This is a genomic window from Macrococcus armenti (assembly GCF_020097135.1).
GTDB lineage: Bacteria > Bacillota > Bacilli > Staphylococcales > Staphylococcaceae > Macrococcoides > Macrococcoides armenti.
Map to the genome: position 1 here is coordinate 559,165 of NZ_CP083608.1, position 23,118 is coordinate 582,282.

At 36.6% G+C, this 23,118-nt stretch carries 27 protein-coding genes, 1 other RNA gene and 1 riboswitch; of the genes, 25 read left to right on the top strand and 3 right to left on the bottom strand.

Translation table 11 applies throughout. The features are described from left to right. The first annotated feature begins 1 nt into the window (after position 1). On the top strand, positions 2–952 hold the full coding sequence (whiA, locus tag LAU42_RS03030; protein WP_224184222.1) for a DNA-binding protein WhiA: 951 nt from the start codon (positions 2–4) through the stop codon (positions 950–952). Between the two features lie 139 nt (positions 953–1,091). Beyond that, complete coding sequence (locus tag LAU42_RS03035; protein WP_224184223.1) at positions 1,092–2,516, top strand: alkaline phosphatase; 1,425 nt, start codon at positions 1,092–1,094, stop codon at positions 2,514–2,516. Between the two features lie 67 nt (positions 2,517–2,583). Here LAU42_RS03035 and clpP read toward each other — a convergent pair whose 3' ends face one another. Then, a complete protein-coding gene (clpP, locus tag LAU42_RS03040; RefSeq protein ID WP_164941817.1) occupies positions 2,584–3,165 on the bottom strand; it encodes an ATP-dependent Clp endopeptidase proteolytic subunit ClpP in 582 nt (193 codons plus the stop codon). Between the two features lie 181 nt (positions 3,166–3,346). Between clpP and LAU42_RS03045 the strand changes: the two genes are divergently transcribed. The 14 genes from LAU42_RS03045 to LAU42_RS03110 all read left to right on the top strand — a co-directional run bounded on the left by LAU42_RS03045 (position 3,347) and on the right by LAU42_RS03110 (position 16,340). Beyond that, complete coding sequence (locus tag LAU42_RS03045) at positions 3,347–3,589, top strand: glutaredoxin family protein (protein ID WP_224184224.1); 243 nt, start codon at positions 3,347–3,349, stop codon at positions 3,587–3,589. A 131-nt stretch (positions 3,590–3,720) separates the two neighbouring features. Continuing rightward, entirely contained in the window at positions 3,721–4,740 is a 1,020-nt protein-coding gene (locus LAU42_RS03050; RefSeq protein ID WP_420908210.1) for a sugar-binding transcriptional regulator, read from the top strand. A 139-nt stretch (positions 4,741–4,879) separates the two neighbouring features. Continuing rightward, entirely contained in the window at positions 4,880–5,893 is a 1,014-nt protein-coding gene (gene gap / locus LAU42_RS03055; protein WP_224184226.1) for a type I glyceraldehyde-3-phosphate dehydrogenase, read from the top strand. A 105-nt stretch (positions 5,894–5,998) separates the two neighbouring features. After that, positions 5,999–7,189, top strand: a complete 1,191-nt coding sequence (locus LAU42_RS03060; RefSeq protein ID WP_224184227.1) for a phosphoglycerate kinase — start codon at positions 5,999–6,001, stop codon at positions 7,187–7,189. A 15-nt stretch (positions 7,190–7,204) separates the two neighbouring features. Further along, complete coding sequence (gene tpiA / locus LAU42_RS03065) at positions 7,205–7,951, top strand: triose-phosphate isomerase (protein ID WP_224184228.1); 747 nt, start codon at positions 7,205–7,207, stop codon at positions 7,949–7,951. Then, positions 7,951–9,486, top strand: coding sequence for a 2,3-bisphosphoglycerate-independent phosphoglycerate mutase (gpmI, locus tag LAU42_RS03070; RefSeq protein ID WP_224184229.1), 1,536 nt, complete (start codon positions 7,951–7,953; stop codon positions 9,484–9,486). The genes tpiA and gpmI overlap by 1 nt, the downstream gene beginning before the upstream one ends. Before the next feature lie 91 nt (positions 9,487–9,577). Next, on the top strand, positions 9,578–10,882 hold the full coding sequence (eno, locus tag LAU42_RS03075; RefSeq protein WP_224184230.1) for a phosphopyruvate hydratase: 1,305 nt from the start codon (positions 9,578–9,580) through the stop codon (positions 10,880–10,882). Positions 10,883–10,976: 94 nt separating this feature from the next. After that, the gene (gene secG, locus LAU42_RS03080) at positions 10,977–11,210 is read left to right on the top strand and encodes a preprotein translocase subunit SecG (RefSeq protein ID WP_224184231.1); all 234 of its coding nucleotides are present in this window, start codon (positions 10,977–10,979) and stop codon (positions 11,208–11,210) included. Between the two features lie 95 nt (positions 11,211–11,305). Then, complete coding sequence (locus LAU42_RS03085) at positions 11,306–12,046, top strand: alpha/beta hydrolase (RefSeq protein WP_224184723.1); 741 nt, start codon at positions 11,306–11,308, stop codon at positions 12,044–12,046. 12 nt (positions 12,047–12,058) lie between these two features. Next, positions 12,059–14,380, top strand: coding sequence for a ribonuclease R (gene rnr, locus LAU42_RS03090; protein ID WP_224184232.1), 2,322 nt, complete (start codon positions 12,059–12,061; stop codon positions 14,378–14,380). Positions 14,381–14,390: 10 nt separating this feature from the next. Further along, entirely contained in the window at positions 14,391–14,852 is a 462-nt protein-coding gene (gene smpB, locus LAU42_RS03095; protein ID WP_120786600.1) for an SsrA-binding protein SmpB, read from the top strand. Positions 14,853–15,022: 170 nt separating this feature from the next. Further along, positions 15,023–15,381, top strand: a transfer-messenger RNA (tmRNA) gene (ssrA, locus tag LAU42_RS03100). Between the two features lie 147 nt (positions 15,382–15,528). Then, positions 15,529–15,690, top strand: coding sequence for a hypothetical protein (locus tag LAU42_RS03105; RefSeq protein ID WP_224184233.1), 162 nt, complete (start codon positions 15,529–15,531; stop codon positions 15,688–15,690). A 32-nt stretch (positions 15,691–15,722) separates the two neighbouring features. Beyond that, positions 15,723–16,340: a GNAT family N-acetyltransferase gene (locus LAU42_RS03110; protein WP_224184234.1), complete on the top strand. Its 618-nt coding sequence runs from the start codon at positions 15,723–15,725 to the stop codon at positions 16,338–16,340. On the opposite strand, the gene LAU42_RS03115 is transcribed toward LAU42_RS03110, so the two are convergent. Then, the gene (locus LAU42_RS03115; protein WP_224184235.1) at positions 16,324–16,614 is read right to left on the bottom strand and encodes a hypothetical protein; all 291 of its coding nucleotides are present in this window, start codon (positions 16,612–16,614) and stop codon (positions 16,324–16,326) included. The two genes, LAU42_RS03110 and LAU42_RS03115, sit on opposite strands and share 17 nt — an antisense overlap. Before the next feature lie 143 nt (positions 16,615–16,757). Here LAU42_RS03115 and aroD point away from each other — a divergent pair, with 143 nt between their 5' ends. Together aroD and LAU42_RS03125 are read left to right on the top strand one after the other, a co-directional pair. Then, the gene (gene aroD, locus LAU42_RS03120) at positions 16,758–17,480 is read left to right on the top strand and encodes a type I 3-dehydroquinate dehydratase (RefSeq protein ID WP_224184236.1); all 723 of its coding nucleotides are present in this window, start codon (positions 16,758–16,760) and stop codon (positions 17,478–17,480) included. A gap of 67 nt (positions 17,481–17,547) precedes the next feature. After that, positions 17,548–18,081, top strand: coding sequence for a nitroreductase family protein (locus LAU42_RS03125; protein ID WP_224184237.1), 534 nt, complete (start codon positions 17,548–17,550; stop codon positions 18,079–18,081). Between the two features lie 55 nt (positions 18,082–18,136). Here the strand turns inward: LAU42_RS03125 and LAU42_RS03130 are convergent, their stop codons facing one another. After that, positions 18,137–18,460 carry a thioredoxin family protein gene (locus LAU42_RS03130; protein WP_224184238.1) on the bottom strand — a complete coding sequence of 108 codons (324 nt, stop codon included), beginning with the start codon at positions 18,458–18,460 and terminating at the stop codon, positions 18,137–18,139. A gap of 127 nt (positions 18,461–18,587) precedes the next feature. Here LAU42_RS03130 and LAU42_RS03135 point away from each other — a divergent pair, with 127 nt between their 5' ends. From LAU42_RS03135 to LAU42_RS03165, 7 genes are all read left to right on the top strand, one after another. After that, positions 18,588–18,941, top strand: coding sequence for a Spx/MgsR family RNA polymerase-binding regulatory protein (locus LAU42_RS03135; RefSeq protein WP_224184239.1), 354 nt, complete (start codon positions 18,588–18,590; stop codon positions 18,939–18,941). Positions 18,942–19,014: 73 nt separating this feature from the next. After that, positions 19,015–19,383 carry a glycine cleavage system protein GcvH gene (gcvH, locus tag LAU42_RS03140; protein WP_224184240.1) on the top strand — a complete coding sequence of 123 codons (369 nt, stop codon included), beginning with the start codon at positions 19,015–19,017 and terminating at the stop codon, positions 19,381–19,383. Between the two features lie 69 nt (positions 19,384–19,452). After that, the gene (locus LAU42_RS03145) at positions 19,453–19,842 is read left to right on the top strand and encodes a toprim domain-containing protein (RefSeq protein ID WP_224184241.1); all 390 of its coding nucleotides are present in this window, start codon (positions 19,453–19,455) and stop codon (positions 19,840–19,842) included. After that, positions 19,814–20,125 carry a thioredoxin family protein gene (locus LAU42_RS03150; RefSeq protein WP_224184242.1) on the top strand — a complete coding sequence of 104 codons (312 nt, stop codon included), beginning with the start codon at positions 19,814–19,816 and terminating at the stop codon, positions 20,123–20,125. Before LAU42_RS03145 ends, LAU42_RS03150 begins: the two co-directional genes overlap by 29 nt. 49 nt (positions 20,126–20,174) lie before the next feature. Next, positions 20,175–20,278, top strand: a riboswitch (SAM riboswitch). Positions 20,279–20,350: 72 nt separating this feature from the next. After that, positions 20,351–21,379: a methionine ABC transporter ATP-binding protein gene (locus LAU42_RS03155; RefSeq protein ID WP_420908211.1), complete on the top strand. Its 1,029-nt coding sequence runs from the start codon at positions 20,351–20,353 to the stop codon at positions 21,377–21,379. Next, positions 21,369–22,064 (top strand): methionine ABC transporter permease, encoded by a 696-nt coding sequence (locus LAU42_RS03160; protein WP_224184244.1) that lies wholly within the window; start codon positions 21,369–21,371, stop codon positions 22,062–22,064. Before LAU42_RS03155 ends, LAU42_RS03160 begins: the two co-directional genes overlap by 11 nt. 52 nt (positions 22,065–22,116) lie before the next feature. Beyond that, a complete protein-coding gene (locus LAU42_RS03165) occupies positions 22,117–22,938 on the top strand; it encodes a MetQ/NlpA family ABC transporter substrate-binding protein (protein WP_224184724.1) in 822 nt (273 codons plus the stop codon). Positions 22,939–23,118: the final 180 nt, after the last annotated feature.

Sequence of the window (23,118 nt, forward strand, 5' to 3'; positions counted from 1 at the left end):
ATTGTCATTTGCTTCAGAAATGAAAAATGAATTAACGCGGATTGAAACAGACTTATGTTGTAGTAAAGCAGAACTTGCCGCGCTTATTCGAATGAACGGAAACTTAAATATACAGAACATGCAATGGGTCATCAATGTGCAGTCAGAAAATGCTGCAATTGCAAGACGTGTATATAGTTTAACGAAGAAAATATTCGGTGTGGATATTGAATTACTTGTCAGAAAGAAAATGAAATTAAAAAAGAACAACGTCTATATATGCAGAATTAAGATGAAGACGAAAGAAATTCTGGATGAACTGAGCATATTACAGGATGGGCAGTTTATGCAGCATATTGATCAATCTTTAATTCAGGAAGAATGCTGTAAAAGAAGTTATTTACGTGGTGCATTTCTTGCAGGAGGATCGGTGAACAATCCAGAAACTTCTTCATATCATCTTGAAATATTCTCCCTTTATGAAAGCCATTCTGAAGGATTAACGCAATTAATGAATGGGTATGGATTAAATGCGAAAACTTTAGAAAGAAAAAAGGGTTATATCTCATACTTAAAAGAAGCGGAAAAAATTTCCGACTTCCTGAGTATTATAGGTGGTTATCAGGCGTTGCTGAAATTTGAAGACGTAAGAATCGTAAGAGATATGAGGAATTCAGTGAACAGACTCGTAAACTGCGAAACAGCGAATTTGAATAAGACGATTGGTGCAGCAATGCGTCAAGTTGAAAATATTAAGCTTATTGATGAAGAAATAGGCATTGATGAACTCCCTGAACGATTAAGAGAGATTGCGCGCCTGCGTGTACTGCATCAGGATATTTCCTTAAAGGAATTGGGAGAGATGGTTTCTACAGGAACAATTTCGAAGTCGGGGGTTAATCATCGATTACGAAAAATTGATGAAATTGCAGATAAGTTGCGTAATGGAGAATCAATTGAATTGAAGAAGTAAATCTATACTTAAGTTAAAATAAATCAATAGTAAATAATTTTATTTACATAATTTCAACAAACACTTTAAATTAATGAAATAATTCCTTTACAAATCATTGATATAGTTGATATATCAATGATTAGGAGGAATTTTTTTTATGGCAAGTTTTAAGTCAATTGCAACGACGACATTATTATCAGCAACGTTATTATCGAATATTTCAGCGCCTTCTTTTGCTGCAGGGAAAAACAATCCTGGAAAAGCACTAGGACATGAGAAACAAGCGCAAATGGCTCAATGTAAAAATGGGCAGCCTAAAAATGTTATTTTAATGATTGGTGATGGTATGGGTATTTCTCAACTTGGTGCTTACCGTTATTATAAAGATAACGAAAATGTTCCAGGTTTAGATAAAATTTCTTTTGATAACTATTTAGTTGGATCTCAATTAACGGTGAGTGATGATCCAAAATTAAACATTACAGATTCAGGTGCAGCAGGGACAGCACTTGCAACAGGAGTACGTACATTTAATGGTGCGATATCTGTAGATAAAAATAAACAAGCAGTAAGAACAGTACTTGAAGATTATAAAGCTGCAGGCCGTTCAACAGGTTTAGTAGCAACGAGTGAATTAACACATGCAACGCCAGCTTCATTTGCTGCACATAATCCATCACGTAAAGATGAAATGGACATTGCAAAGCAAATGGCACGTACGGTTAAAGTTGGTAAAGAACAACAACCGATTGTTGACGTAATGCTTGGTGGTGGAACAGATTTCTTCCAGCAAAAAGATAAAAACGGAAAAGTAACATTAGATTTAGTGAAGCAGATGCAAGATAAATCAGGCTTTAAATATGTTACATCTCGTGACGAAATGTTAAAAGATACAAATTCAAAACGTATGATTGGTTTATTTGCAGAAAGCGCAATGAGTAAACACATAGACCGTACAGAAAAAGAGCCGTCATTAAAAGAAATGACGGATACAGCGATACAAAAACTATCTCAAAACAAAAAAGGGTTCTTCTTAATGGTTGAAGGATCTCAACCAGACTGGTCAGGTCATGCAAATGATTTAACAGGTATGATGAGTGAAATCTCAGCGTTTGATGAAGCATATCAGTCGGCAATTGAATATGCGAAGAAAGATTGTAATACATTAGTTATTGCACTTGCGGATCACGCGACTGGTGGATTGTCTGCAGGTACTGGTGAGAAGTATGAATTCCATCCTAAAGTTGTTGATCAGATGAAAATGACACATGAGGGATTAACTGCGAAATTATTAGAAAAAGATGCGGATATTGAAGCGTTAATAAACGAAAACATCCAAATTAAAGACATTACAGCTGAAGAGAAAAAAGCTATTATTGATGTTGCAAAAGCGAAAGATGAAGCAAAAACTTTAGATGCAATTAACAAAGTTGTAGATAAACGTGCAAATGCTGCATGGGGTTCTAAAGTTCATACAGGTGAAGAAGTGCATGTGTATGCTTTCGGCCCAGGTAAAGAGAAGTTTATGGGTGTACAGCACAACATTCAAAATGCTGAAAACATTCGTTCGTTCTTAAAATAATACAAATTTAAGCCCCCGATTTCGTAATCGGGGGCTTTTCGTTATTTACTCAAGTTAAAATGGATGCTTATGCCGGGTGCATTACTTCATCAATTAAACCATATGCTTTTGCTTCGTCTGCTGATAAGAAGTTATCGCGATCAGTATCTTTTTCAATTTTTTCAATCGGTTGTCCTGTGCGTTCAGAAAGGATTTTGTTTAACTTTTCGCGTGTTTTTAATATGTGACGCGCAGCGATTTCGATTTCAGTCGCTTGTCCTTGTGCACCACCTAAAGGCTGGTGAATCATAACTTCAGCGTTTGGTAATGCAAATCGTTTACCTTTTGCACCAGCTGCTAATAAAAATGATCCCATTGATGCTGCCATACCGATACAAATTGTCTGAACATCAGGTTTAATGTGCTGCATCGTATCGTATATTGCCATACCAGCTGTTACACTTCCGCCTGGTGAATTGATGTAAAGATAAATATCTTTTTCAGCATCCTGTGCCTGTAAAAATAATAATTGCGATACGATTGAGTTTGCTACGTTATCGTCAATTGCAGATCCTAACATAATGATGCGGTCTTTTAGTAAACGTGAATAAATGTCATATGCACGTTCTCCACGATTTGTCGATTCGATTACTGTAGGTATTAAATTCATATATAAATCCTCCTAATATTAAATTGCGTCGTTTTGTTAAATCAAATATACACTATATAGTCAAAGATAGTCAAAAACGATGCTCATATCATTTTATATTGTACCGATAATGTTACTATTATAGTAGTAATATGGATTATTTTTTTATAATAATTACGATATCATTTTTGGAGATGGAAATATGAAAACACTAACTTTACTTGTAGGGAGACATTGTGGTTTATGTGAAGAGGCACGAATGCAAATAAGATTTGCCCAGGAAGATGCAGCGGTTGAAGTTGAGGAGAAAATGATAGAAGGAGATGAGGTGCTGGAAGCTGAGTACTTTATGCGTATACCGGTATTAATGGACGGTGACAAAATTGTGCAGGAAGGGAACATTGACTTCGTAACCATTATTGAATATTTAACAAATAATAAGTGAAAACGAATTCATTTTAATTTTGCATAGCTTTTACTTGCACACTTAATAACGACTTGGTATTATGTATGTGTAGCGTAAGTTACTTTTTGACCCTAGTGGGACAAATAACGACCATCGCTAATTGAGGAGGGGTGGACTTGAATCAACTCTTTGAGATTCAAAAGAAACTTGTCCCTGATTTAGTTGAGAAGATGTATCGCAGATTTCAAATCTTGACGGCGATTGAGACGTTTCAGCCAATTGGTCGGCGTGCGCTGAGCGAGAGTGTTTCGCTGAGTGAACGCATACTCAGGACTGAAACAGAAATACTGAAGTCGCAAGGTTTAATCTTAATCACTTCTAAAGGGATGTCTGTAACAGATAGTGGTGTTGAAGTAATTGAAGAAATGAAAGCTTCAATGAACAGTCTTACACGACTGGAACATATCGCCTGCGCAATTGAATCGCGTTACAGTATTCGTAAAGTGATTGTCGTCAGCGGTGATTCAGATATCGAAGATGAAACGAAAGTACGCATGGGTCAGGCAACGAGCGAATATCTTGAGTCCTGTTTTGAAGACGGCATGAATATGACGGTCACAGGTGGTTCAACGATGGCACATGTTGCACGAGCAATGCGCCCATCTGATAAAGAGATAACTTTTATACCGGCTCGTGGCGGGCTCGGTGAAGATGTTTCTTATCAGGCGAATGCGATTACACATTTAATGGCAGATCAGACAGGTGGTAAGTTTGAAGTGTTATATGTTCCTGATCAGTTAAGTGAGGCAGGCTATAACGCATTGTTAAAGGAACCGTCTGTAATGCGCGTGTTGCAGCATATTAAAAGCGCACAAATTGTCCTGCATGGTATTGGCGCCGCTTTTACGATGGCTAAGCGAAGAAATACTTCTGAAGATGTGTTAATGCAATTGGATGAAGAAAAAGCTGTTGCAGAAGCATTTGGTTACTACTTTGATGCAGATGGCAATATTATTCACCGCGTGAATACGATCGGTATTCATCTTGAAGATTTGACTGAAGATAAAGACATCATCGCTGTTGCAGGTGGTACAAGCAAGAAAGAAGCGATTGCTTCTTATTTGAAAATTGCACCGAAACATACTGTTCTCGTAACAGATTCGGTCGTAGGTGAATGGCTTATTAACTAATAAGGAACATAAAATTACAAACTTAAAAGTGTAATATTTTTATTTTTCCTTATATTTTGATTATAATAAGAGTGTATCGTGAAATTAGTAATAAAGGGTTAACCCCTTAAAATATAGAATTCAAAGGAGGCCATATATAATGGCAGTAAAAGTAGCAATTAACGGTTTTGGTAGAATTGGACGTTTAGCATTCAGAAGATTACAAGAAGTAGAAGGTATTGAAGTAGTAGCAGTTAACGATTTAACAGACGATAAAATGTTAGCGCATTTATTAAAATATGATACAACGCAAGGTCGTTTCAAAGAAGAAGTAGAAGTAATTGAAGGTGGATTCCGTGTAAACGGACGCGAAGTAAAATCATTCGAAAATCCAAACCCTGCTGAATTACCATGGGGCGAACTTGGAATTGATGTTGTTTTAGAATGTACTGGTTTCTTCACTGATAAAGAAAAAGCACAAGCGCATATCGAAGCAGGTGCTAAAAAAGTATTAATTTCAGCACCGGCAAAAGGTGACTTAAAAACTGTAGTATACAACGTTAACCATGACGTATTAGACGGTTCAGAAGAAATCGTTTCAGGTGCTTCATGTACGACTAACTGTTTAGCACCAATGGCTAAAGTATTAAACGATGAATTCGGAATTATCGAAGGTTTAATGATGACAGTTCACGCATTCACAGGTGACCAAAACACATTAGATGCACCTCACGCAAAAGGAGACTTCCGTCGTGCACGTGCAGCAGCAAACAACATCGTACCTAACTCAACAGGTGCTGCAAAAGCAATCGGTTTAGTTATCCCTGAATTAAAAGGTAAATTAGATGGATCAGCACAACGTGTTCCAGTACCAACAGGTTCTGTAACTGAGTTAACTACAATTTTAGAAAAAGAAGTAACTGTTGAAGAAGTAAACGCTGCAATGAAAGCTGCTTCTAACGAATCATTCGGTTACACTGAAGATGAAATCGTTTCTTCTGATATTATCGGTATTACTTACGGTTCATTATTCGATGCAACACAAACACGTGTAATGACTGTTGGTGAACACCAAATGGTTAAAACTGTTGCTTGGTACGATAACGAAATGAGTTACACTGCACAACTTGTTCGTACTTTAGAATTCTTAGCTGAACAAGCACAAGCTAAATAATAATTATTCACGCGTAAGCGGGGGAAGATTTCGCTTCTCCTGCTTTTTTTAATAAGTTATTTGGTATAATTAATTTGTAAGTATATATTATTAGGAGGCCATAACATGGTTAAAAAGATTGTTTCAGATTTAGAATTAAAAGATAAAAAAGTACTCGTACGAGCAGATTTCAATGTGCCGATGAAAGATGGCAACATTACGAATGACAATCGTATCGTTGAAGCATTACCTACTATTAAATATATTATTGAGCAAGGCGGGAAAGTAATTTTATTCTCACACCTTGGAAAAGTTAAAACTGAAGAAGATAAAGCGAAGTTATCACTTCAGCCTGTTGCAGCACGTTTATCTGAATTATTGAACAAAGATGTTCAGTTCGTGGCGGAAACACGTGGAGAGAAGTTAGAGTCTGCGATTAATGCATTACAATCAGGTGATGTATTATTATTTGAAAACACACGTTTTGAAGATGTAGACGGAAAGAAAGAAAGCAAAAATGATCCGGAACTTGGTAAGTACTGGGCATCTCTAGGGGATGTATTCGTCAATGATGCTTTCGGAACAGCACACCGTGAACATGCATCAAATGTAGGTGTGGCAACGCATTTAGAAACTGCTGCAGGATTCCTGATGGAAAAAGAAATTAAGTTTATCGGTGGCGTTGTAGAAAACCCTGAACGCCCATTTGTTGCGATTTTAGGTGGTGCGAAAGTATCAGATAAAATTGGTGTTATTGAAAACTTATTAAAAGTGGCTGATAAAGTATTAATCGGTGGCGGAATGGCTTACACATTCTTAAAAGCACAAGGTAAAGAAATCGGTCATTCATTATTAGAGGAAGATAAAATCGACTTAGCAAAAGATTTAATGGAACGTGGTAAAGATAAACTCGTTTTACCAGTTGATGCAAAAGTTACGAAAGAATTCTCAAATGATGGTGAAATCGAAGCAGTAGCAATCGATCACATTCCAGCTGATTTACAAGCTTTAGATATCGGTCCTAAAACAGTAGAATTATTCGCTAAAGAACTTGAGGGTGCTAAAACAGTCGTTTGGAATGGCCCAATGGGTGTGTTCGAAATGAGTAACTTTGCAAAAGGTACTGTAGGAGTATGTAAAGCAATTGCCGAACTGAAGGATGCAACAACGATTATCGGTGGCGGAGATTCAGCGGCAGCAGCGATGGATCTTGGGTTTGCTGACAAGTTTACACACATTTCAACAGGTGGTGGCGCTTCTTTAGAATATTTAGAAGGTAAAGCGTTACCTGGTATTAAATCAATTTCTGACAAATAAAAAGGAGTTTTACAAATGAGAAAACCAATTATCGCAGGAAACTGGAAAATGAACAAAACGGTAAAAGAAGCGAAAGCATTCGTTTCAAGTTTACCTGCATTACCGTCTGAAGGTGTAGATGCAGTTATTTGTGCACCACACATTCAATTAGATGCAATTATTTCTGCTAACGTACCACATTTACAAGTAGGCGCACAAAACTGTTATTTTGAAGACAGCGGTGCATTCACTGGGGAAACATCTCCGGCTGCATTAAAGGATTTAGGTGTTGAGTACGTTGTTTTAGGACATTCTGAACGCCGTGAATACTTTGGTGAAACGGATGAAGACATTAATAAGAAAGCTTTAGCAGCATTTAAACATGGTATGACACCGATCATTTGCTGTGGTGAAACGGATGAAGAACGTGAATCTGGTCAGTTTGAAGCAAAAGTTGGTGCACAAGTGAGCAATGCACTTAAAGGTTTCAGTGCTGATGAAGTAAAACAACTTGTTATTGCTTATGAGCCAATCTGGGCAATCGGAACAGGTAAATCAGCAACGAGCGAAGACGCTGAAGCAAGCTGTAAATTTGTTCGTTCAATCGTAGAGAAAGACTTCGGTAAAGATGCTGCGGACGCAGTTCGTATCCAATATGGTGGTTCAGTGAAACCAGGTAATATTAAGGAATATATGGCAAATGAAAACATTGATGGTGCATTAGTAGGTGGCGCATCATTAGAAGTTGAATCATTTGTACAATTGTTAGAAGGTGCTAAGTAATGAAAAGCCCAACAGCTTTAATCATTTTAGACGGTTTTGCTAACCGTAAAGAAACGTTTGGGAATGCAGTAGCGCAAGCTCATAAACCAAACTTTGACCGATATTACAATCAATTCCCACATAGCGAATTAAAAGCTTGTGGGCTTGATGTAGGGCTTCCAGAAGGACAGATGGGGAATTCGGAAGTTGGTCATTTAAACATTGGTGCAGGACGTATCGTTTATCAGTCTTTAACGCGCATCAATAAGGCTATTGAAGACGGCGATTTCTTCACAAACAAAGTATTGCTAGATGCAATGACACATGTTAAAGAAAAACAGACGTCGCTTCATTTAATGGGATTATTATCAGATGGCGGTGTACATAGCCATTATGAACACTTATTTGCATTGTTAAAACTTGCGAAGGAACAAGGTGTAGAGAAAGTATATGTACATGCATTTTTAGATGGTCGTGATGTAGGGCAGCAAACAGCATTATCGTATATCGCTGAAACAGAACGTCAATTTGAAGCAATCGGTATCGGTCAATTCGCTTCTGTTTCTGGTCGTTATTACGCGATGGATAGAGATAAACGCTGGGATCGTGAACAACTTGCATATGATGCGATGACATACGGTAAAGGTGTAGAGTACCCAACAGCAGCTGCAGGTGTTGAAGCGAGTTATGCAGAAGGTATCACTGATGAATTCGTTGTACCGTTCGTTGTGAAAGACCACGAAAAAGGCGAAGAGAACACTGGTGTGAACGATGGAGATGCAATGATCTTCTTCAACTTCAGACCTGACCGTGCTGCACAACTTTCAGAAGTATACACAAATGAAGAATTTGATGGTTTTAAAATGGACAAACGTTTAATCGGTATTAAATTCGTTACGTTTACAAAGTATAACGATCAAGTTAAAGCAGATGTTGTATTCGAGAAAGTTGACTTAGTAAATACGATAGGTGAAGTTGCTTCAAATAACAATTTAACGCAGCTTCGAATCGCAGAAACTGAGAAGTATCCGCATGTTACTTACTTTATGAGCGGTGGACGTAATGAAGCGTTTCCGGGTGAACGTCGTGTATTAATTGATTCACCGAAAGTGGCAACGTATGATCTTAAGCCTGAAATGAGTGCTTATGAAGTACGTGATGCATTACTTGCGGAACTTGATAAAGGTGATTTAGATTTAATTATCTTAAATTTTGCAAACCCGGATATGGTTGGTCATTCAGGTATGCTTGAGCCGACAATTAAAGCAATTGAAGCGGTTGATGAATGTTTAGGAGAAGTCGTTGATAAGATTCTTGCCATGAATGGTGTTGCGATTATTACAGCAGACCACGGAAATTCTGACGAAGTGTTAAAACTTGACGGTAGTCCGATGACAGCACATACGACAAACCCTGTTCCAGTCATTGTTACGCGTGAAGGTGTGACGTTACGTGAAGCTGGTCGTTTAGCTGATTTAGCACCGACGCTAGTAGATTTATTAGGTGTTGAAAAACCAGCTGACATGACTGGAGAATCATTAGTTCAAAAAGATTAATGTTATACAGAAAATGAAATACAAATAATTGATTATTTCAATTAAATCAATAATAATAAGTAAGAACACAAATTGAGAGGAGTTTTTATAAATGCCAATTATTACAGATGTATATGCACGCGAAGTATTAGATTCAAGAGGTAACCCAACAATTGAGGTAGAAGTATTCACTGAAAGTGGTGCGTTAGGACGTGCATTAGTACCATCAGGTGCTTCAACTGGTGAACACGAAGCAGTAGAATTACGTGATGGTGATAAAGACCGTTACATGGGTAAAGGTGTTTTAAAAGCTGTAGAAAACGTTAACGAAATTATCGCACCTGAAATTATTGAAGGTGACTTCTCAGTACTTGATCAAGTATCTATCGACAAAATGATGATTGCTTTAGATGGTACAGAAAACAAAGGTAAATTAGGTGCCAATGCAATTCTTGGTGTATCTATCGCTGTAGCACGTGCTGCTGCTGAATATTTAGGAATGCCTTTATACAAATATTTAGGTGGATTTAACGGTACTGAGTTACCAGTTCCGATGATGAACATCGTAAACGGTGGTTCTCACTCAGATGCACCGATTGCATTCCAGGAATTCATGGTATTACCAGTAGGAGCACCAAACTTTAAAGAAGCGTTACGCTGGGGTGCTGAAATTTTCCATAACTTAGCGAAAATCTTAAAAGGCCGTAACTTATCTACTGCTGTAGGTGATGAAGGTGGATTTGCACCGACATTTGAAGGTACTGAAGATGCTGTTGAAACAATTTTAGAAGCGATTAAAGCTGCAGGACTTGAGCCAGGTAAAGACGTATTCTTAGGATTTGACTGTGCTGCTTCTGAGTTCTTCGAAAATGGTGTATATGACTATGCTAAATTTGAAGGCGAAAACGGTAAAAAACGTACATCTGCTGAACAAGTAGATTACTTAGAAGAATTAGTAAACAAATACCCAATCATCACAATTGAAGATGGTATGGACGAAAACGATTGGGATGGTTGGAAAGCATTAACAGATCGTTTAGGTAAACGTGTACAACTTGTTGGGGATGACTTATTCGTAACAAACACTAAAATTTTAGAGCGTGGTATTAACGAAGGCGTTGGTAACTCTATCTTAATTAAAGTGAACCAAATCGGTACTTTAACTGAAACATTCGAAGCTATCGAAATGGCACAAAAAGCAGGTTACACTGCAGTTGTTTCACACCGTTCTGGTGAGACTGAAGATACTACAATTGCGGATATCGCAGTTGCAACTAACGCTGGACAAATTAAAACAGGTTCATTATCACGTACTGACCGTATTGCGAAATACAATCAATTATTACGTATCGAAGATGAATTATATGAAACAGCTAAGTTTAAAGGCGTAGATGCTTTCTACAACTTAAAAAAGTAAGCAATTCAATATAAGAAGAGACGTGACGACGTCTCTTCCTTTTTTTGCCCGTTTATGATAAAATGTTATAAGTTATTAAAGAGGAGGACATCCCATGAATACGATTTTAACCATTTTATTAATTATAGATTGTTTCGTATTAATCACAGTTGTACTTTTACAAGAAGGTAAGAGTAGTGGTTTATCAGGTGCTATCAGTGGTGGATCTGAAACGTTATTCGGTAAACAGAAACAACGTGGTGTCGAGTTGATATTAAACAGAATTACAATTGTTGCATCAGTTTTACTATTCTTAATTACAATAGCGATTGGATACTTTAACATTTAAGCAAGTCCGAACAATTGTGTTCGGGCTTTTTTATTTAAATATTGCATTAAAAAAATATACAATAGTAATTGAGGATATATAAAGGAGATTACATGATGAAAATGAGATTACCAGAACCGTTCTTTTTTGAAGAGGGAGAAAGAGCAGTATTACTATTACATGGATTTACAGGAAATTCATCAGACGTAAGACAGTTAGGTAGATTTTTACAGAAAAAAGGGTATACTTCTTATGCACCCCATTATGAAGGACACGGTGTGCCACCTGAAGAATTACTTACGTCAAGTCCTCACGTCTGGTGGGGGCAAGTGCTTGAAGCATACGATATGCTCGTAGATAAAGGCTATACGAGTATTGCTGTTGCAGGATTATCGCTCGGCGGTGTATTTGCGCTTAAACTTGCACAACATCGCGATGTAAACAGTGTGGCAACGATGTGTAGCCCGATGTACATCAAGACGACAGGAAATATGTACGAAGGTGTCCTTGCATATGCTAGAGAGTTTAAGAAGCGTGAAGGAAAGTCTGAAGCTGAAATCAATAAAGAAATGGAAGCATTTCATCCGACAGATATGCTCGTTGACTTACAGCAGACGATACAGGAAGTACGTGAAACAGTAGATAACGTATTTGCACCACTTTTTGTCGCGCAAGGTAGAATGGATACGATGATCAATCCGGAGTCAGCGAATATTATTTATGAAGAATCTGAAAGTGAAGTTAAAGAAATTCACTGGTATGAAAAAAGCGGTCACGTCGTAACGATAGACAAGGAAAAAGAACAGTTATTTGAAGATTATTTTGAGTTTTTAGAACGATTAGACTGGTCTAATTAAAGGAGGAATTATATGCATCTGTATGAACATGAAGTAATTGCATATTTAAAATCAATAAAGGGTAGTGCAGTTACGGTAGAAGCAATTGAAGCGCATCTAAATCTTGAGAGTGCAGATGCATTTAAAGATTTAGTTAAAACGCTTGTACATTTAGAACAAACAGGAAAGTTAAGTCGTACGAAAAACGATAAGTACTTTATTGCATTTGACGGCAGTAAAGCACTCGTTAAAGGAACGCTTAGCCAGCATAAGAAAGGTTTTGCATTCGTAAGACCGGAAGATGAAACAGTGGATGATGTCTTTATCCCACCAACTAAAATTAACCGTGCAATGGATGGAGATACAGTACTTGTCAGCGTATCAAAAGCACGTGATGGCCGTAATGAAGGTGAAGTAAAAGCAATAGAAAAGCGCGCAGTAACACAAGTCGTTGGCACATATACTGAAGCGAAACATTTCGGATTTGTATTACCGGATGATTCAAGAATTACACAGGATATCTTTATTCCGAAGGGTAGGAATTTAGGCGCTGTAGAAGGTCATAAAGTACTCGTTGAACTGACGGAATATGCGGATGGAACGAATAATCATGAAGGTATAGTAAAAGCAATACTCGGTCATAAAAATGATCCCGGTGTTGACATATTATCGATTATTTATCAGCATGGTATAAACATTGAGTTTAATCCTGCAACAATAGAAGAAGCAAATAATGTTCCGGATGAAATAAGTGCATCTGAAATTTCAGGACGTACTGACTTACGTGACGTACTGACGATTACGATTGATGGAGCTGACGCTAAGGACCTGGACGATGCGATCAGTGTTGAGAAACTGAATAACGGGAATTACCGCTTAATCGTTTCAATTGCAGATGTGAGTCATTATGTAACAGAAGGTTCAAGCCTGGATGAAGATGCGTATGAACGTGGTACAAGTGTGTATTTAGTGGACCGTGTAATACCGATGATTCCACACCGACTTAGTAATGGTATATGCTCGCTTAACCCACACGCTGATCGATTGACGCTCAGCTGTGAAATGGAAATTACGCCGAACGGTCATACGGTCAATCATAAAATTTATGAAAGTGTCATCTACTCTGATGAACGCATGACCTATGATGATGTAAATGCGATTTTAGAACACAGTGATTCCGCACTCATTCAAAAGTATGCACACATTCATGAAATGCTCCTGCATGCTAAAGAACTGGCTGCAATACTTAAACGTATGCGAGAAACGCGTGGGGAAATTGACTTTGACTTAAAAGAAGCAAAAATATTAGTCGATAAAGATGGTGTACCGAGAGAAGTCGCAATACGTGACAGAGGACTCGGTGAACGCTTAATCGAGTCATTCATGCTCGCAGCAAATGAGACGGTGGCGGAACATTTTGCGAAGATGAAAGTGCCGTTTATATACCGTGTACACGAAGAACCGAAAGCGGACCGTCTAAAACGATTCTTCGAGTTTATAACGAATTTCGGTATTTTAGTTAAAGGTGGTACGGAGAATATTCATCCGAAAACATTACAGAATATCGGCAAAGAAATTCATGGTAAACCAGAGGAACTCGTAATATCTACGTTAATGCTGCGCTCAATGCAGCAGGCGAAATACGCTGAAGAAAATTTAGGCCATTTCGGATTATCAGCAGAATACTATACGCACTTTACTTCACCGATACGACGTTATCCGGATTTAATCGTGCATCGATTGATACGTAAATATTTAATCGAGAAATCAATGGATGAAAAAGCACAGGATTACTGGGCAGAGGAACTTGTTGAAATAAGCGACCATACATCTAAAAGAGAACGCCGTGCAATCGATGCAGAGCGTGATACGGATGATTTGAAAAAAGCTGAATATATGGTACAGCATATCGGTGAAGAATTTGATGGTATCATTAGTAGTGTTGCGAACTTTGGAATGTTTGTCGAACTTGAAAATACGATTGAAGGTATGGTTCATAGTTCAAATATGACAGACGATTACTATAACTTTGATGAACGCCATATGGCTATGATTGGTGAACGTCACGGTAAAGTTTTTCGAATTGGACAGAAAGTGCGCGTAAAAGTCGTTAACGTAAATGTTGATGAACGCATGATCGACTTTGCGATTGTCGGAATGGATATGAAAAAAATCGAAGACAAAATTCGTGAAGTGAAAATAAAAGCGAAGCGCAATACGAAATCAACAAATGAAAAACCACGTAAAAAAGGACGCGGAAAAGCACGTGGTGCTGAGATGAGTAAAAACAAAAACAAAAAACCATTCTATAAATCTAAAGCAGTGAAAAACTCAGGACGCAGAAAGAAGAAGTAGAGGTGGCGTTATGCCTAAAGGAACAGGAAAAGTATTAGCACAGAACAGAAAAGCAAGTCATGACTATACTATTGAAGAGACGATTGAAGCGGGGATTGAATTAAAGGGAACAGAAATTAAATCCATTCGTCGAGGAAGTGCGAATTTACGCGATTCGTATGCCCGTGTTTATAAAGGTGAGATGTTTGTATATAATATGCACATCGCGCCATATGAAGAAGGAAACCGATTCAATCACGATCCGCTCAGAACACGTAAATTACTGTTAAAGCGAAAACAGATTGATAAACTGTTCGGTCAGACACGCGAGCAAGGTTATACGCTCGTACCGCTTAAACTGTATATTAAAAACGGATACTGTAAAATGCTGATCGGTGTAGCGAAAGGTAAGAAAGATTACGATAAGCGACATGCACTGAAAGCGAAAGAAGCGAAACGTGAAATGGACCGCGCAATGAAAGAAAGATATTAACTTGAGAGTAACCTGCCTAATTGGTGGGTTGCTTCTTTGTAAGATTAGGAACAGTAATTTGAGATGGCTCATAAATAAAAAACATGAGCCAACGCAGTATAAACATTTTTCTTGATACGATTATATTATTTTGTTATATTAGAAAATGCTAGTTAGAAAATACTAACCACGGGGGCGTTACGGATTAGACAGGGGTCACTTGGGCTGGTATAGCGTGTCGGAGGGTTGGCTCCGTCATCAACACAACAGTTTATAATAACTGGCAAAACAAACAATTTCGCAGTAGCTGCCTAATCGCACTCTGCACCTCTCTCAAGCATCGCCTATGTGCCTGATGTAGAGGTTCAACTTAAGTAGGATACGCTGTACACCTCCGCTTGGGGTCTGTACAGAAGAGACTAATCGAGCTAGTTATTAACCAGGATGTCCGTTTTCAGGTTAATAGCGAAACTTAATAACAGGACTACACACGTAGAAGTATTAGCTGCAGGATCCTTGGACGCGGGTTCAACTCCCGCCGTCTCCATACATTTACCGTTTAACCGCATAGTTGAGCGGTTTTTATTTTTGTGGTCGCACTTTGGGCACGTAATTTTAGAAAAAGCCTCTAACGCTTTTGTTATAGGCTCATTACTTTTATGCTATATTGGGTATAAATGACTGTAAGGGGGATATAATGAATAAATTAATGAATGGTTTAGCAGCTATATTGTTTATTGCATTTGTACTTTCTTTTATTTTTCCTTCAATAAATGATTACAAATATTACTTTTTAGGGCTTGCTGTACTGTTATCGACTTTAACATTGATTCAGGAAGTAAAGCAGTCTGAGAAGTAAATAAATATTCTTAATTTATATAGTGAGGTGATATGGTGGAAGTTGTAAGAGCTAGTGAAGTGATTGATGTTGCTGGTGAACTGAACTTTCTTGCACTTTTGGATATGTGTTATACAATACTTGGGACGCATAATGATAAAAAGATAACTTCATATATGCAGGAATTATTTGAAATGCCGGGGAATCGTTTTAGTTATGAGTATTCATATATATTACTGGATAGTCAGAATGTAATGGGGATGATGACGTGTCTACCTATTAAAGAGCTTAAACGTGCGACGTTAAAGACGGTACTTGATATTATAAAGCTACGCAAATTAAGTGCCCTAAAAATTATACTTAAAAATCCGAAATCGCTGTTCGCTTTAATGAGGATGCGTGAAGGTAAGGAAAATGAATATCATATTAGCATGATTGCGACGTTACCTGAATTTCAAGGTAGAGGTGTTGCAAAGCAGTTGATTGCTCATGCTGAGGCAATGTCAGTTGCAGAAGGGTTCAACAAATTATCACTTACTGTCGTTAAGCAGAACGATGCTGCATTTAATCTATACAGAAAGCTTGGGTTCAATGTCGTCGGTGAGATTGATGATAATGAATTACAATTGTATCGCATGCGCAAATTATTAACCGTTAATCGCGAGGATTAACGGTTATTGTTTTTTCGTTATGACAGATGGTGATCGATATTTGATTACTGTTATTCGGATTACTGAACTTAACATGTTCTCCATTATCAAATTCAATCATATCCAGAATGCTATGACTTTTATATATCGGTTTCGTTACAGCGATATATGATTTATTTTCAACTAATCGAATCGGAATTTTCGTATTGTTTGTTAAGGTCCAGTCGGGTAAATATTTTAATTTGAATGTATTTTTCATTGTAATCACCTTTACTTTAAATTTGTGCTTCGTCATTTAAATTGAACTCCAAATTTAAAATGAGGTTATTTTCATATAATAAAAAACAAAGTTGTTGTAAAATAGATACAAACAGCTCGTTTCAAACACATATATACATTTTACCATAGTTTCGGGCTTTCATTTGAGGAGGATTTAAATTGAGTGATAAAGGATTAGCGATTCCGAAAATAATTGTTACATTATCAGACGTACAAAACGAAAATAATACACATGTTAAAGAAGCGGAAGATAACCGTGCGTTCTTTGATATTATAGAGTATCGTGGCGACCTGAAAGTCATGGATAATGAAAGTTATAAAGAGGAATTACTGTATTTGCGCAATAAATTTCCGAATAAAAGATTGCTGTTTACGTACCGCATGTTTGATGATAGAGATCGTGCAATGATTGAAGCAGCGAATTATTATGAAATTATTAAGTATATTATTACGAATGATCTATGTGACATCGTGGATATTGATTTAATGATTTACGAGCAGTACATGGATGAATTATTATCGCTTGCGCGTCAGCATCAAATCGAAGTTTTAATCAGTCATCATGAATATCAGTACACGCCACGTATTAAAGATATGCTTGCGATGTATAAGAAGATGATTTCATTAAATGCAGATTACTGTAAATTAGCTGTTATGCCGCATGACGGTAAAGATGTGCTGAACTTGATGGATGCTGTATATGAAACGAAGCAGGCATATGAAGCAAATGTTATCGGTATCGCAATGGGAGACATGGGTAAAATAACGCGTCTTGCTTGTGGGGTATTCGGTTCTTCTATGACATTTGGTTATGTTGGTGAACCCGTAGCACCAGGGCAAATTCACGTTAAAGATTTACATCATCAGCTCGCTTTATATTAAGTTTACAAATGCAATCCCTTTTACTATAATTGATAATAGTTATCAATTAGTAGTGAGGGGATTTTTTATGGAATTAAAACAAGCAATTAAAGAGAGAAGAAGTATTAAGCAATATGAAGATACGATAGTTGAAGATTCGCTTGTAACTGAAGCGATTGAACTTGCAACTTATACACCGAATCATGGAATGCGTGAACCATGGCGCGTCATCTGGGTTAAAAAAGAACGATTAGAGGCTTTCGGTACTTTATTCGCAGATATCGCATTTAAAAATGATGAAGAAAAACACCGTCTACATGTAGAGACAGCAAAGAAACTTGCTGGTGTATTAGTTATAGTTGGTAAACGTGACCGCCGCCAGAAAGAAAATCTTGAAGATGTACTTGCTATTGGTGGATTTATGCAAACGCTATGTTTGGCATTGTACGAAAATGGCATCGGAAGTTGTATTAAAACGCAACCGCCATATTTAAATCCAAAAATGAACGAATCACTGAATGTTCATGGAGATGAAATGATTTACGGTGTCGTGTATTTAACTGCACAAACTGAAGCGGCATTTAAAGCACGTAAAAATGAAGGACTCATTTCTGAATTTTAAACTTAAAATGATATAAGAAAACTGTGCACCGGTATATATCGATGCACAGTTTTTATTATTTCGATAAATGTTCAGCTAAAAATGCTTTTACTGATTCAGGTGTTTTTGCATTTGCTGAATGAAGGTGCGCAAGTTTTTCGCTACCTTTGAAAATTAATATGCTCGGAATGCCCATAACATCATTTTCATCTGCTGCTTCTGGTACTTGGTCACGGTTAATTTTGTACCAGTTATAGTTATGGTACTCATCTACAATCGGATCAATCCAGAAGTCCATACGTGTACAATCAGGACACCAATCTGCAAAGAACTTTACTACTACAGGTTCTTCACTTGCGATAATTTCTTTAAATTCTTCATATTGACTAATTGTTCTCACTGTTATTACTCCTTATATGCTTTTCTCATATTATACCCCTTTTCATTATGTAATTAAACGAATACGCTTAGTTGTAGGAATCTTCCAAAGTTGATATGATAATAGTAATACACACAGGAGGTTATTTATGATTAAATTTTATCAGTTACCAAATTGTACATCTTGCAGAAAAGCAGCAAAGTTTTTATCGGATAACAGTGTGAGTTTTGAGCCGGTTCATATTGTAGAACATACACCAACTGCAAAAGAGTTCGATGCAATCGTTAAAAATACTGGTGTTGATGTTAATTTACTATTCAACAGACTTGGTACTAAATTTAAAGAGCTGAATTTAAAGGAAACACTTGATAAAAAGTCATATGAAGAGAAACTTGAATTACTTGCTTCAGACGGCATGCTTGTTAAGCGTCCTTTAGCAGTAAAAGGTGATAAAATCACATTAGGGTTTAAGGAAGTAGAGTATAAACAAACTTGGTTATAAAAAAGATTGAAGAAACGCTTACATTGTGTCATTATAAAGATGTTAAGTATTTTATATATATGGAGGGCTTATAATGTCAAACTTAAAATTTTCAAAAGATCATGAGTGGGTAAAATCAGAAGATAACGTTAAAGTTATCGGAATTACAGACTTTGCACAATCAGAATTAGGGGATATCGTATTCGTTGAACTTCCAGAAGTAGGAGATGAAATTACTGCAGGTTCACCATTCGGTAGCGTTGAGTCAGTTAAAACTGTTTCTGAATTATATGCACCAATCTCTGGTAAAGTTGTAGAAGTTAACGATGAATTAGAAGATTCTCCTGAGTTAGTTAACGAATCTGCTATGGATCAAGCATGGATGATCAAAGTTGAAGCAGACGATAGCGAACTTGCTGATTTAATGGATCAAGCACAATATGATGAAATGATTAATGCATAAATGGTATAATTTCCTTGATAATATTTATTATCAAGGATTTTTTTAATATGACGAAAAAGGTGATGGACAATGTCTGTAATTCAAAAGGTCATCGTAGTAGAAGGTAAGCGAGACAAGAAACGATTACAAGAAGTATTAACGGAACCTGTACATATTATTTGCACACATGGCACGATGGGCATCGAAAAGTTAGATGCTATGATTGAAGATTTGTATCATCATAAAGTTTATATTATGACCGACAGCGATAAGGCAGGGCGTAAAATCAGAAACTGGTTTAAACGTCATCTTAGCGAAGGGCAACATATTTATATTGATCCTAAGTATGGCGAGGTAAGCAATTGTCCGCTTGATTACTTAGCTAAAGTTGTTAGTCGTTATGATTTTGAAATTAAAGAACAGTTTGAATGGAAAGGTAAGCCACAACGTTATGAGTATCAGAACGCATTTGCAATCTAAAGATTTAACTGGATTAGAAAGTGATTATATCATATTTGGATACACGCCGTTTTGCGGCACTTGTAAACTTGCAGAAAAGATGCTAGATATCGCGAATATGACAATACAATGTAAGGTGTTGAAACTCGACTTAAATTATTATGAATCACTTTGCGAAACTTATAAAATTTCGAGTGTGCCAGTACTACTCGTCATTAAAGATGATAGCGTCGTAAAGACAGTATTCAAATTTGAGTCAGTTACTTCAATATACGAAATATTGAGAAATACTATTGACGAATAATTCAAATTACTTTAATATATAATTCATTAACAAAACAATTAAATAGTTGCTCTTATCAAGAGAGGTGGAGGGATGTGCCCTATGAAACCCGGCAACCGTCATATAATGACAAGGTGCCAATTCACATAAAGTGTATACTTTAGAAGATGAGAGAGTCGAAATATATTATTATGTCGTCTTTCTTATTTATTTGAGAAAGACGACTTTTTATTTAGGAGGATGCATGTGATTAAATTAAATGATGTTGTAAAAACGTTTACAACGAAAAAAGGCGATATTACAGCTGTTAATCATGTAAGCCTTGAAATTAATCAAGGTGATATATATGGTATTATCGGATTTAGTGGTGCCGGAAAAAGTACGTTAATTCGTATGTTTAACGGACTTGAAAAACCGACGACTGGTGAAGTAATTGTCGACAATGATGTGATTAATAAACTTGATCAGAAAATTTTAAACAAAAAGCGCCAGAAAATTTCAATGATATTCCAGCACTTTAATTTATTATGGTCACGCACTGTGTATGACAATATTGCATTACCACTTGAAATAGCAGGTGTAAATAAAGCTGATATAGATCATAAAGTTAAATCATTAATTAAACTCGTTGGACTAGAAGGGCGAGAAAATGCTTATCCTTCTGAATTATCCGGTGGTCAGAAGCAACGTGTCGGTATTGCACGTGCACTCAGCAATGATCCAAAAGTATTACTCTGTGATGAGGCGACAAGTGCTCTGGATCCACAGACGACTGATGAAATATTAGAACTGCTTGTTGATATTAATAAAAAACTGAATTTAACGATTATCTTAATTACACATGAGATGGAAGTTATTCGAAAAATTTGTCACCGTGTTGCGGTAATGGAGCTCGGTAAAGTTGTTGAAGAAGGTACAGTTTTAAACGTGTTTAACAATCCAAAGACAAGTATTACTAAACGTTTCGTCAAAGATGATATTTCTGATGATGAGCTTGAAACTTCAATTAAGGATATTAAAGCACAGTATCCAGTCGGAACATTACTACGCTTAAAGTTCATCGGATCCGCAACAGGTCAGCCAATTGTCAGCAAAGTAATTAAGAAGTATGGGCTGGATATGAATATATTAGCAGGAAATGTTAAACATACTCAGGCAGGTTCATTTGGTCACTTAATCGTTCATCTTACATCTGTGAAAGGAGATCTCGTTACGATTGCAGAAGAACTTAAGACGCACGGTGTAGAAGTGGAGGTAGAGCAGGATGCAAACTAGTTTTTCGGATACGATTAGAGACATGTTGAGTTTCAAAAATGTCGTCTGGCCAGATGTATGGACAGCAACACTTGAAACATTGCAGATGACTTTAATTTCAACGTTCTTTACATTTATTTTCGGACTGATTATCGGTATTATTTTATTTTTAACATCAAGAAGTAAAAATAAAGGTGTGCGAATATTTTATTCTATTACTGCATTTTTAGTGAATTTATTCCGAGCAATACCTTTTATTATTCTCATTCTATTGCTCTTCCCGTTCACTAACCTTATCATGCAGACGATTAGTGGTGTTAAAGGTGCACTTCCGGCTTTAATTATCGGAGCATCACCATTTTATGCACGACTCGTTGAGATTGCGATGAAAGAAATCGATAAAGGTGTCATCGAAGCGGTACAATCTATGGGCGCGAGTACTTTTACGCTAATTCGAAAAGTACTAATTCCTGAAAGTTTGCCAGCCCTTGTATCAGGTATTACTGTTACAGCGATTGCGCTTGTCGGTTCAACAGCGATTGCAGGAGTTATCGGTGCTGGAGGATTAGGGAACTTAGCATATTTAGTTGGTTTTACAAGAGCACAAAATGATGTCATTTTAGTGTCAACCGTATTAATATTAGTCATTGTATTTGTTATTCAGCTTATTGGTGATCTATTAACGAAACGCATCGATAAAAGATAATACTTGTGGGCTTTTGAATAAATAAAAATAAAACAAAAGGGAGAGATTTATGATGAAAAAGTTATTTTCTTTATTAGTAATTGCAACAATCGCAATCGTACTCGCTGCATGTGGTGGAAATGAGAAAAAATCATCTTCAGATGATAAAACGATTATTGTTGGTGCATCACCAACACCGCATACAGTTTTACTTGAACAAGCAAAACCAATTCTTGAAAAAGAAGGCTATACTTTAAAAATTAAGACTATTAACGACTACACGACGCCAAACCGATTCCTGGATGCAGGTGAACTTGATGCAAACTTCTTCCAACACACACCATACTTAGAAACTGAAAAGAAATCTAAAGGTTATAAAATTGAATCAGCTGGTAACATCCATATCGAACCGATGGCAGTATACTCAAAAAAATATAAATCATTAAAGGATTTACCGGAAAATGCAGAAGTATTTGTTTCAAACAATCCTGCAGAAGAAGGCCGTTTCTTGTCATTCTTTACTAAAGCTGGATTAATCACATTAAAAGATGGCGTAGATCCAGTTAAAGCAACATTTAAAGATATTAAAGAAAACAAGAAAAACATTAAGTTCAATAATAAACAAAGCGCAGAGTTTTTACCGAAATCATATAACAATGGTGAAGGTGACGCAGTTATTATCAACTCTAACTTTGCATTAGAAAATAAATTAAATCCTGTTAAAGATTCAATTGCGATTGAAAGCAGTGATTCACCTTATGCGAATTTAATCGCAGTTAAAGAAGGACATAAAAATGATGCAAAAATTAAAGCATTAGTAAAAGCATTACAATCTAAAGAAGTAAAAGACTATATCGAGAAAAATTATAAAGGTTCAGTTATTCCTGCAAAATAAATAACTTACGGATGGGTGTTCATTAAATGGGCATCCATCTTTTTTATATATTTAATCTCATTTAGTTCATATTCGTTCTCAATTACGTTATAATTGAAACTGTGATTTATGTTATAGGTCTTTGACCTTACATTAAAATTATTATAAACTAGAAATTATGAAAATATTATATACTGGAGG

Excerpts from the sequence above, each read along its gene's own strand:
- gcvH (WP_224184240.1), top strand. The coding sequence starts at position 19,015 with ATGTCAAACTTAAAATTTTCAAAAGATCATGAGTGGGTAAAATCAGAA.
- LAU42_RS03160 (WP_224184244.1), top strand. The coding sequence starts at position 21,369 with ATGCAAACTAGTTTTTCGGATACGATTAGAGACATGTTGAGTTTCAAA.
- secG (WP_224184231.1), top strand. The coding sequence starts at position 10,977 with ATGAATACGATTTTAACCATTTTATTAATTATAGATTGTTTCGTATTA.
- LAU42_RS03165 (WP_224184724.1), top strand. The coding sequence starts at position 22,117 with ATGAAAAAGTTATTTTCTTTATTAGTAATTGCAACAATCGCAATCGTA.
- eno (WP_224184230.1), top strand. The coding sequence starts at position 9,578 with ATGCCAATTATTACAGATGTATATGCACGCGAAGTATTAGATTCAAGA.
- LAU42_RS03125 (WP_224184237.1), top strand. The coding sequence starts at position 17,548 with ATGGAATTAAAACAAGCAATTAAAGAGAGAAGAAGTATTAAGCAATAT.
- LAU42_RS03145 (WP_224184241.1), top strand. The coding sequence starts at position 19,453 with ATGTCTGTAATTCAAAAGGTCATCGTAGTAGAAGGTAAGCGAGACAAG.
- LAU42_RS03150 (WP_224184242.1), top strand. The coding sequence starts at position 19,814 with ATGAGTATCAGAACGCATTTGCAATCTAAAGATTTAACTGGATTAGAA.
- tpiA (WP_224184228.1), top strand. The coding sequence starts at position 7,205 with ATGAGAAAACCAATTATCGCAGGAAACTGGAAAATGAACAAAACGGTA.
- LAU42_RS03035 (WP_224184223.1), top strand. The coding sequence starts at position 1,092 with ATGGCAAGTTTTAAGTCAATTGCAACGACGACATTATTATCAGCAACG.
- LAU42_RS03060 (WP_224184227.1), top strand. The coding sequence starts at position 5,999 with ATGGTTAAAAAGATTGTTTCAGATTTAGAATTAAAAGATAAAAAAGTA.
- rnr (WP_224184232.1), top strand. The coding sequence starts at position 12,059 with ATGCATCTGTATGAACATGAAGTAATTGCATATTTAAAATCAATAAAG.
- LAU42_RS03135 (WP_224184239.1), top strand. The coding sequence starts at position 18,588 with ATGATTAAATTTTATCAGTTACCAAATTGTACATCTTGCAGAAAAGCA.
- gap (WP_224184226.1), top strand. The coding sequence starts at position 4,880 with ATGGCAGTAAAAGTAGCAATTAACGGTTTTGGTAGAATTGGACGTTTA.
- LAU42_RS03105 (WP_224184233.1), top strand. The coding sequence starts at position 15,529 with ATGAATAAATTAATGAATGGTTTAGCAGCTATATTGTTTATTGCATTT.
- LAU42_RS03115 (WP_224184235.1), bottom strand. The coding sequence starts at position 16,614 with ATGACGAAGCACAAATTTAAAGTAAAGGTGATTACAATGAAAAATACA.
- smpB (WP_120786600.1), top strand. The coding sequence starts at position 14,391 with ATGCCTAAAGGAACAGGAAAAGTATTAGCACAGAACAGAAAAGCAAGT.
- LAU42_RS03085 (WP_224184723.1), top strand. The coding sequence starts at position 11,306 with ATGAAAATGAGATTACCAGAACCGTTCTTTTTTGAAGAGGGAGAAAGA.
- LAU42_RS03045 (WP_224184224.1), top strand. The coding sequence starts at position 3,347 with ATGAAAACACTAACTTTACTTGTAGGGAGACATTGTGGTTTATGTGAA.
- LAU42_RS03110 (WP_224184234.1), top strand. The coding sequence starts at position 15,723 with ATGGTGGAAGTTGTAAGAGCTAGTGAAGTGATTGATGTTGCTGGTGAA.
- clpP (WP_164941817.1), bottom strand. The coding sequence starts at position 3,165 with ATGAATTTAATACCTACAGTAATCGAATCGACAAATCGTGGAGAACGT.
- gpmI (WP_224184229.1), top strand. The coding sequence starts at position 7,951 with ATGAAAAGCCCAACAGCTTTAATCATTTTAGACGGTTTTGCTAACCGT.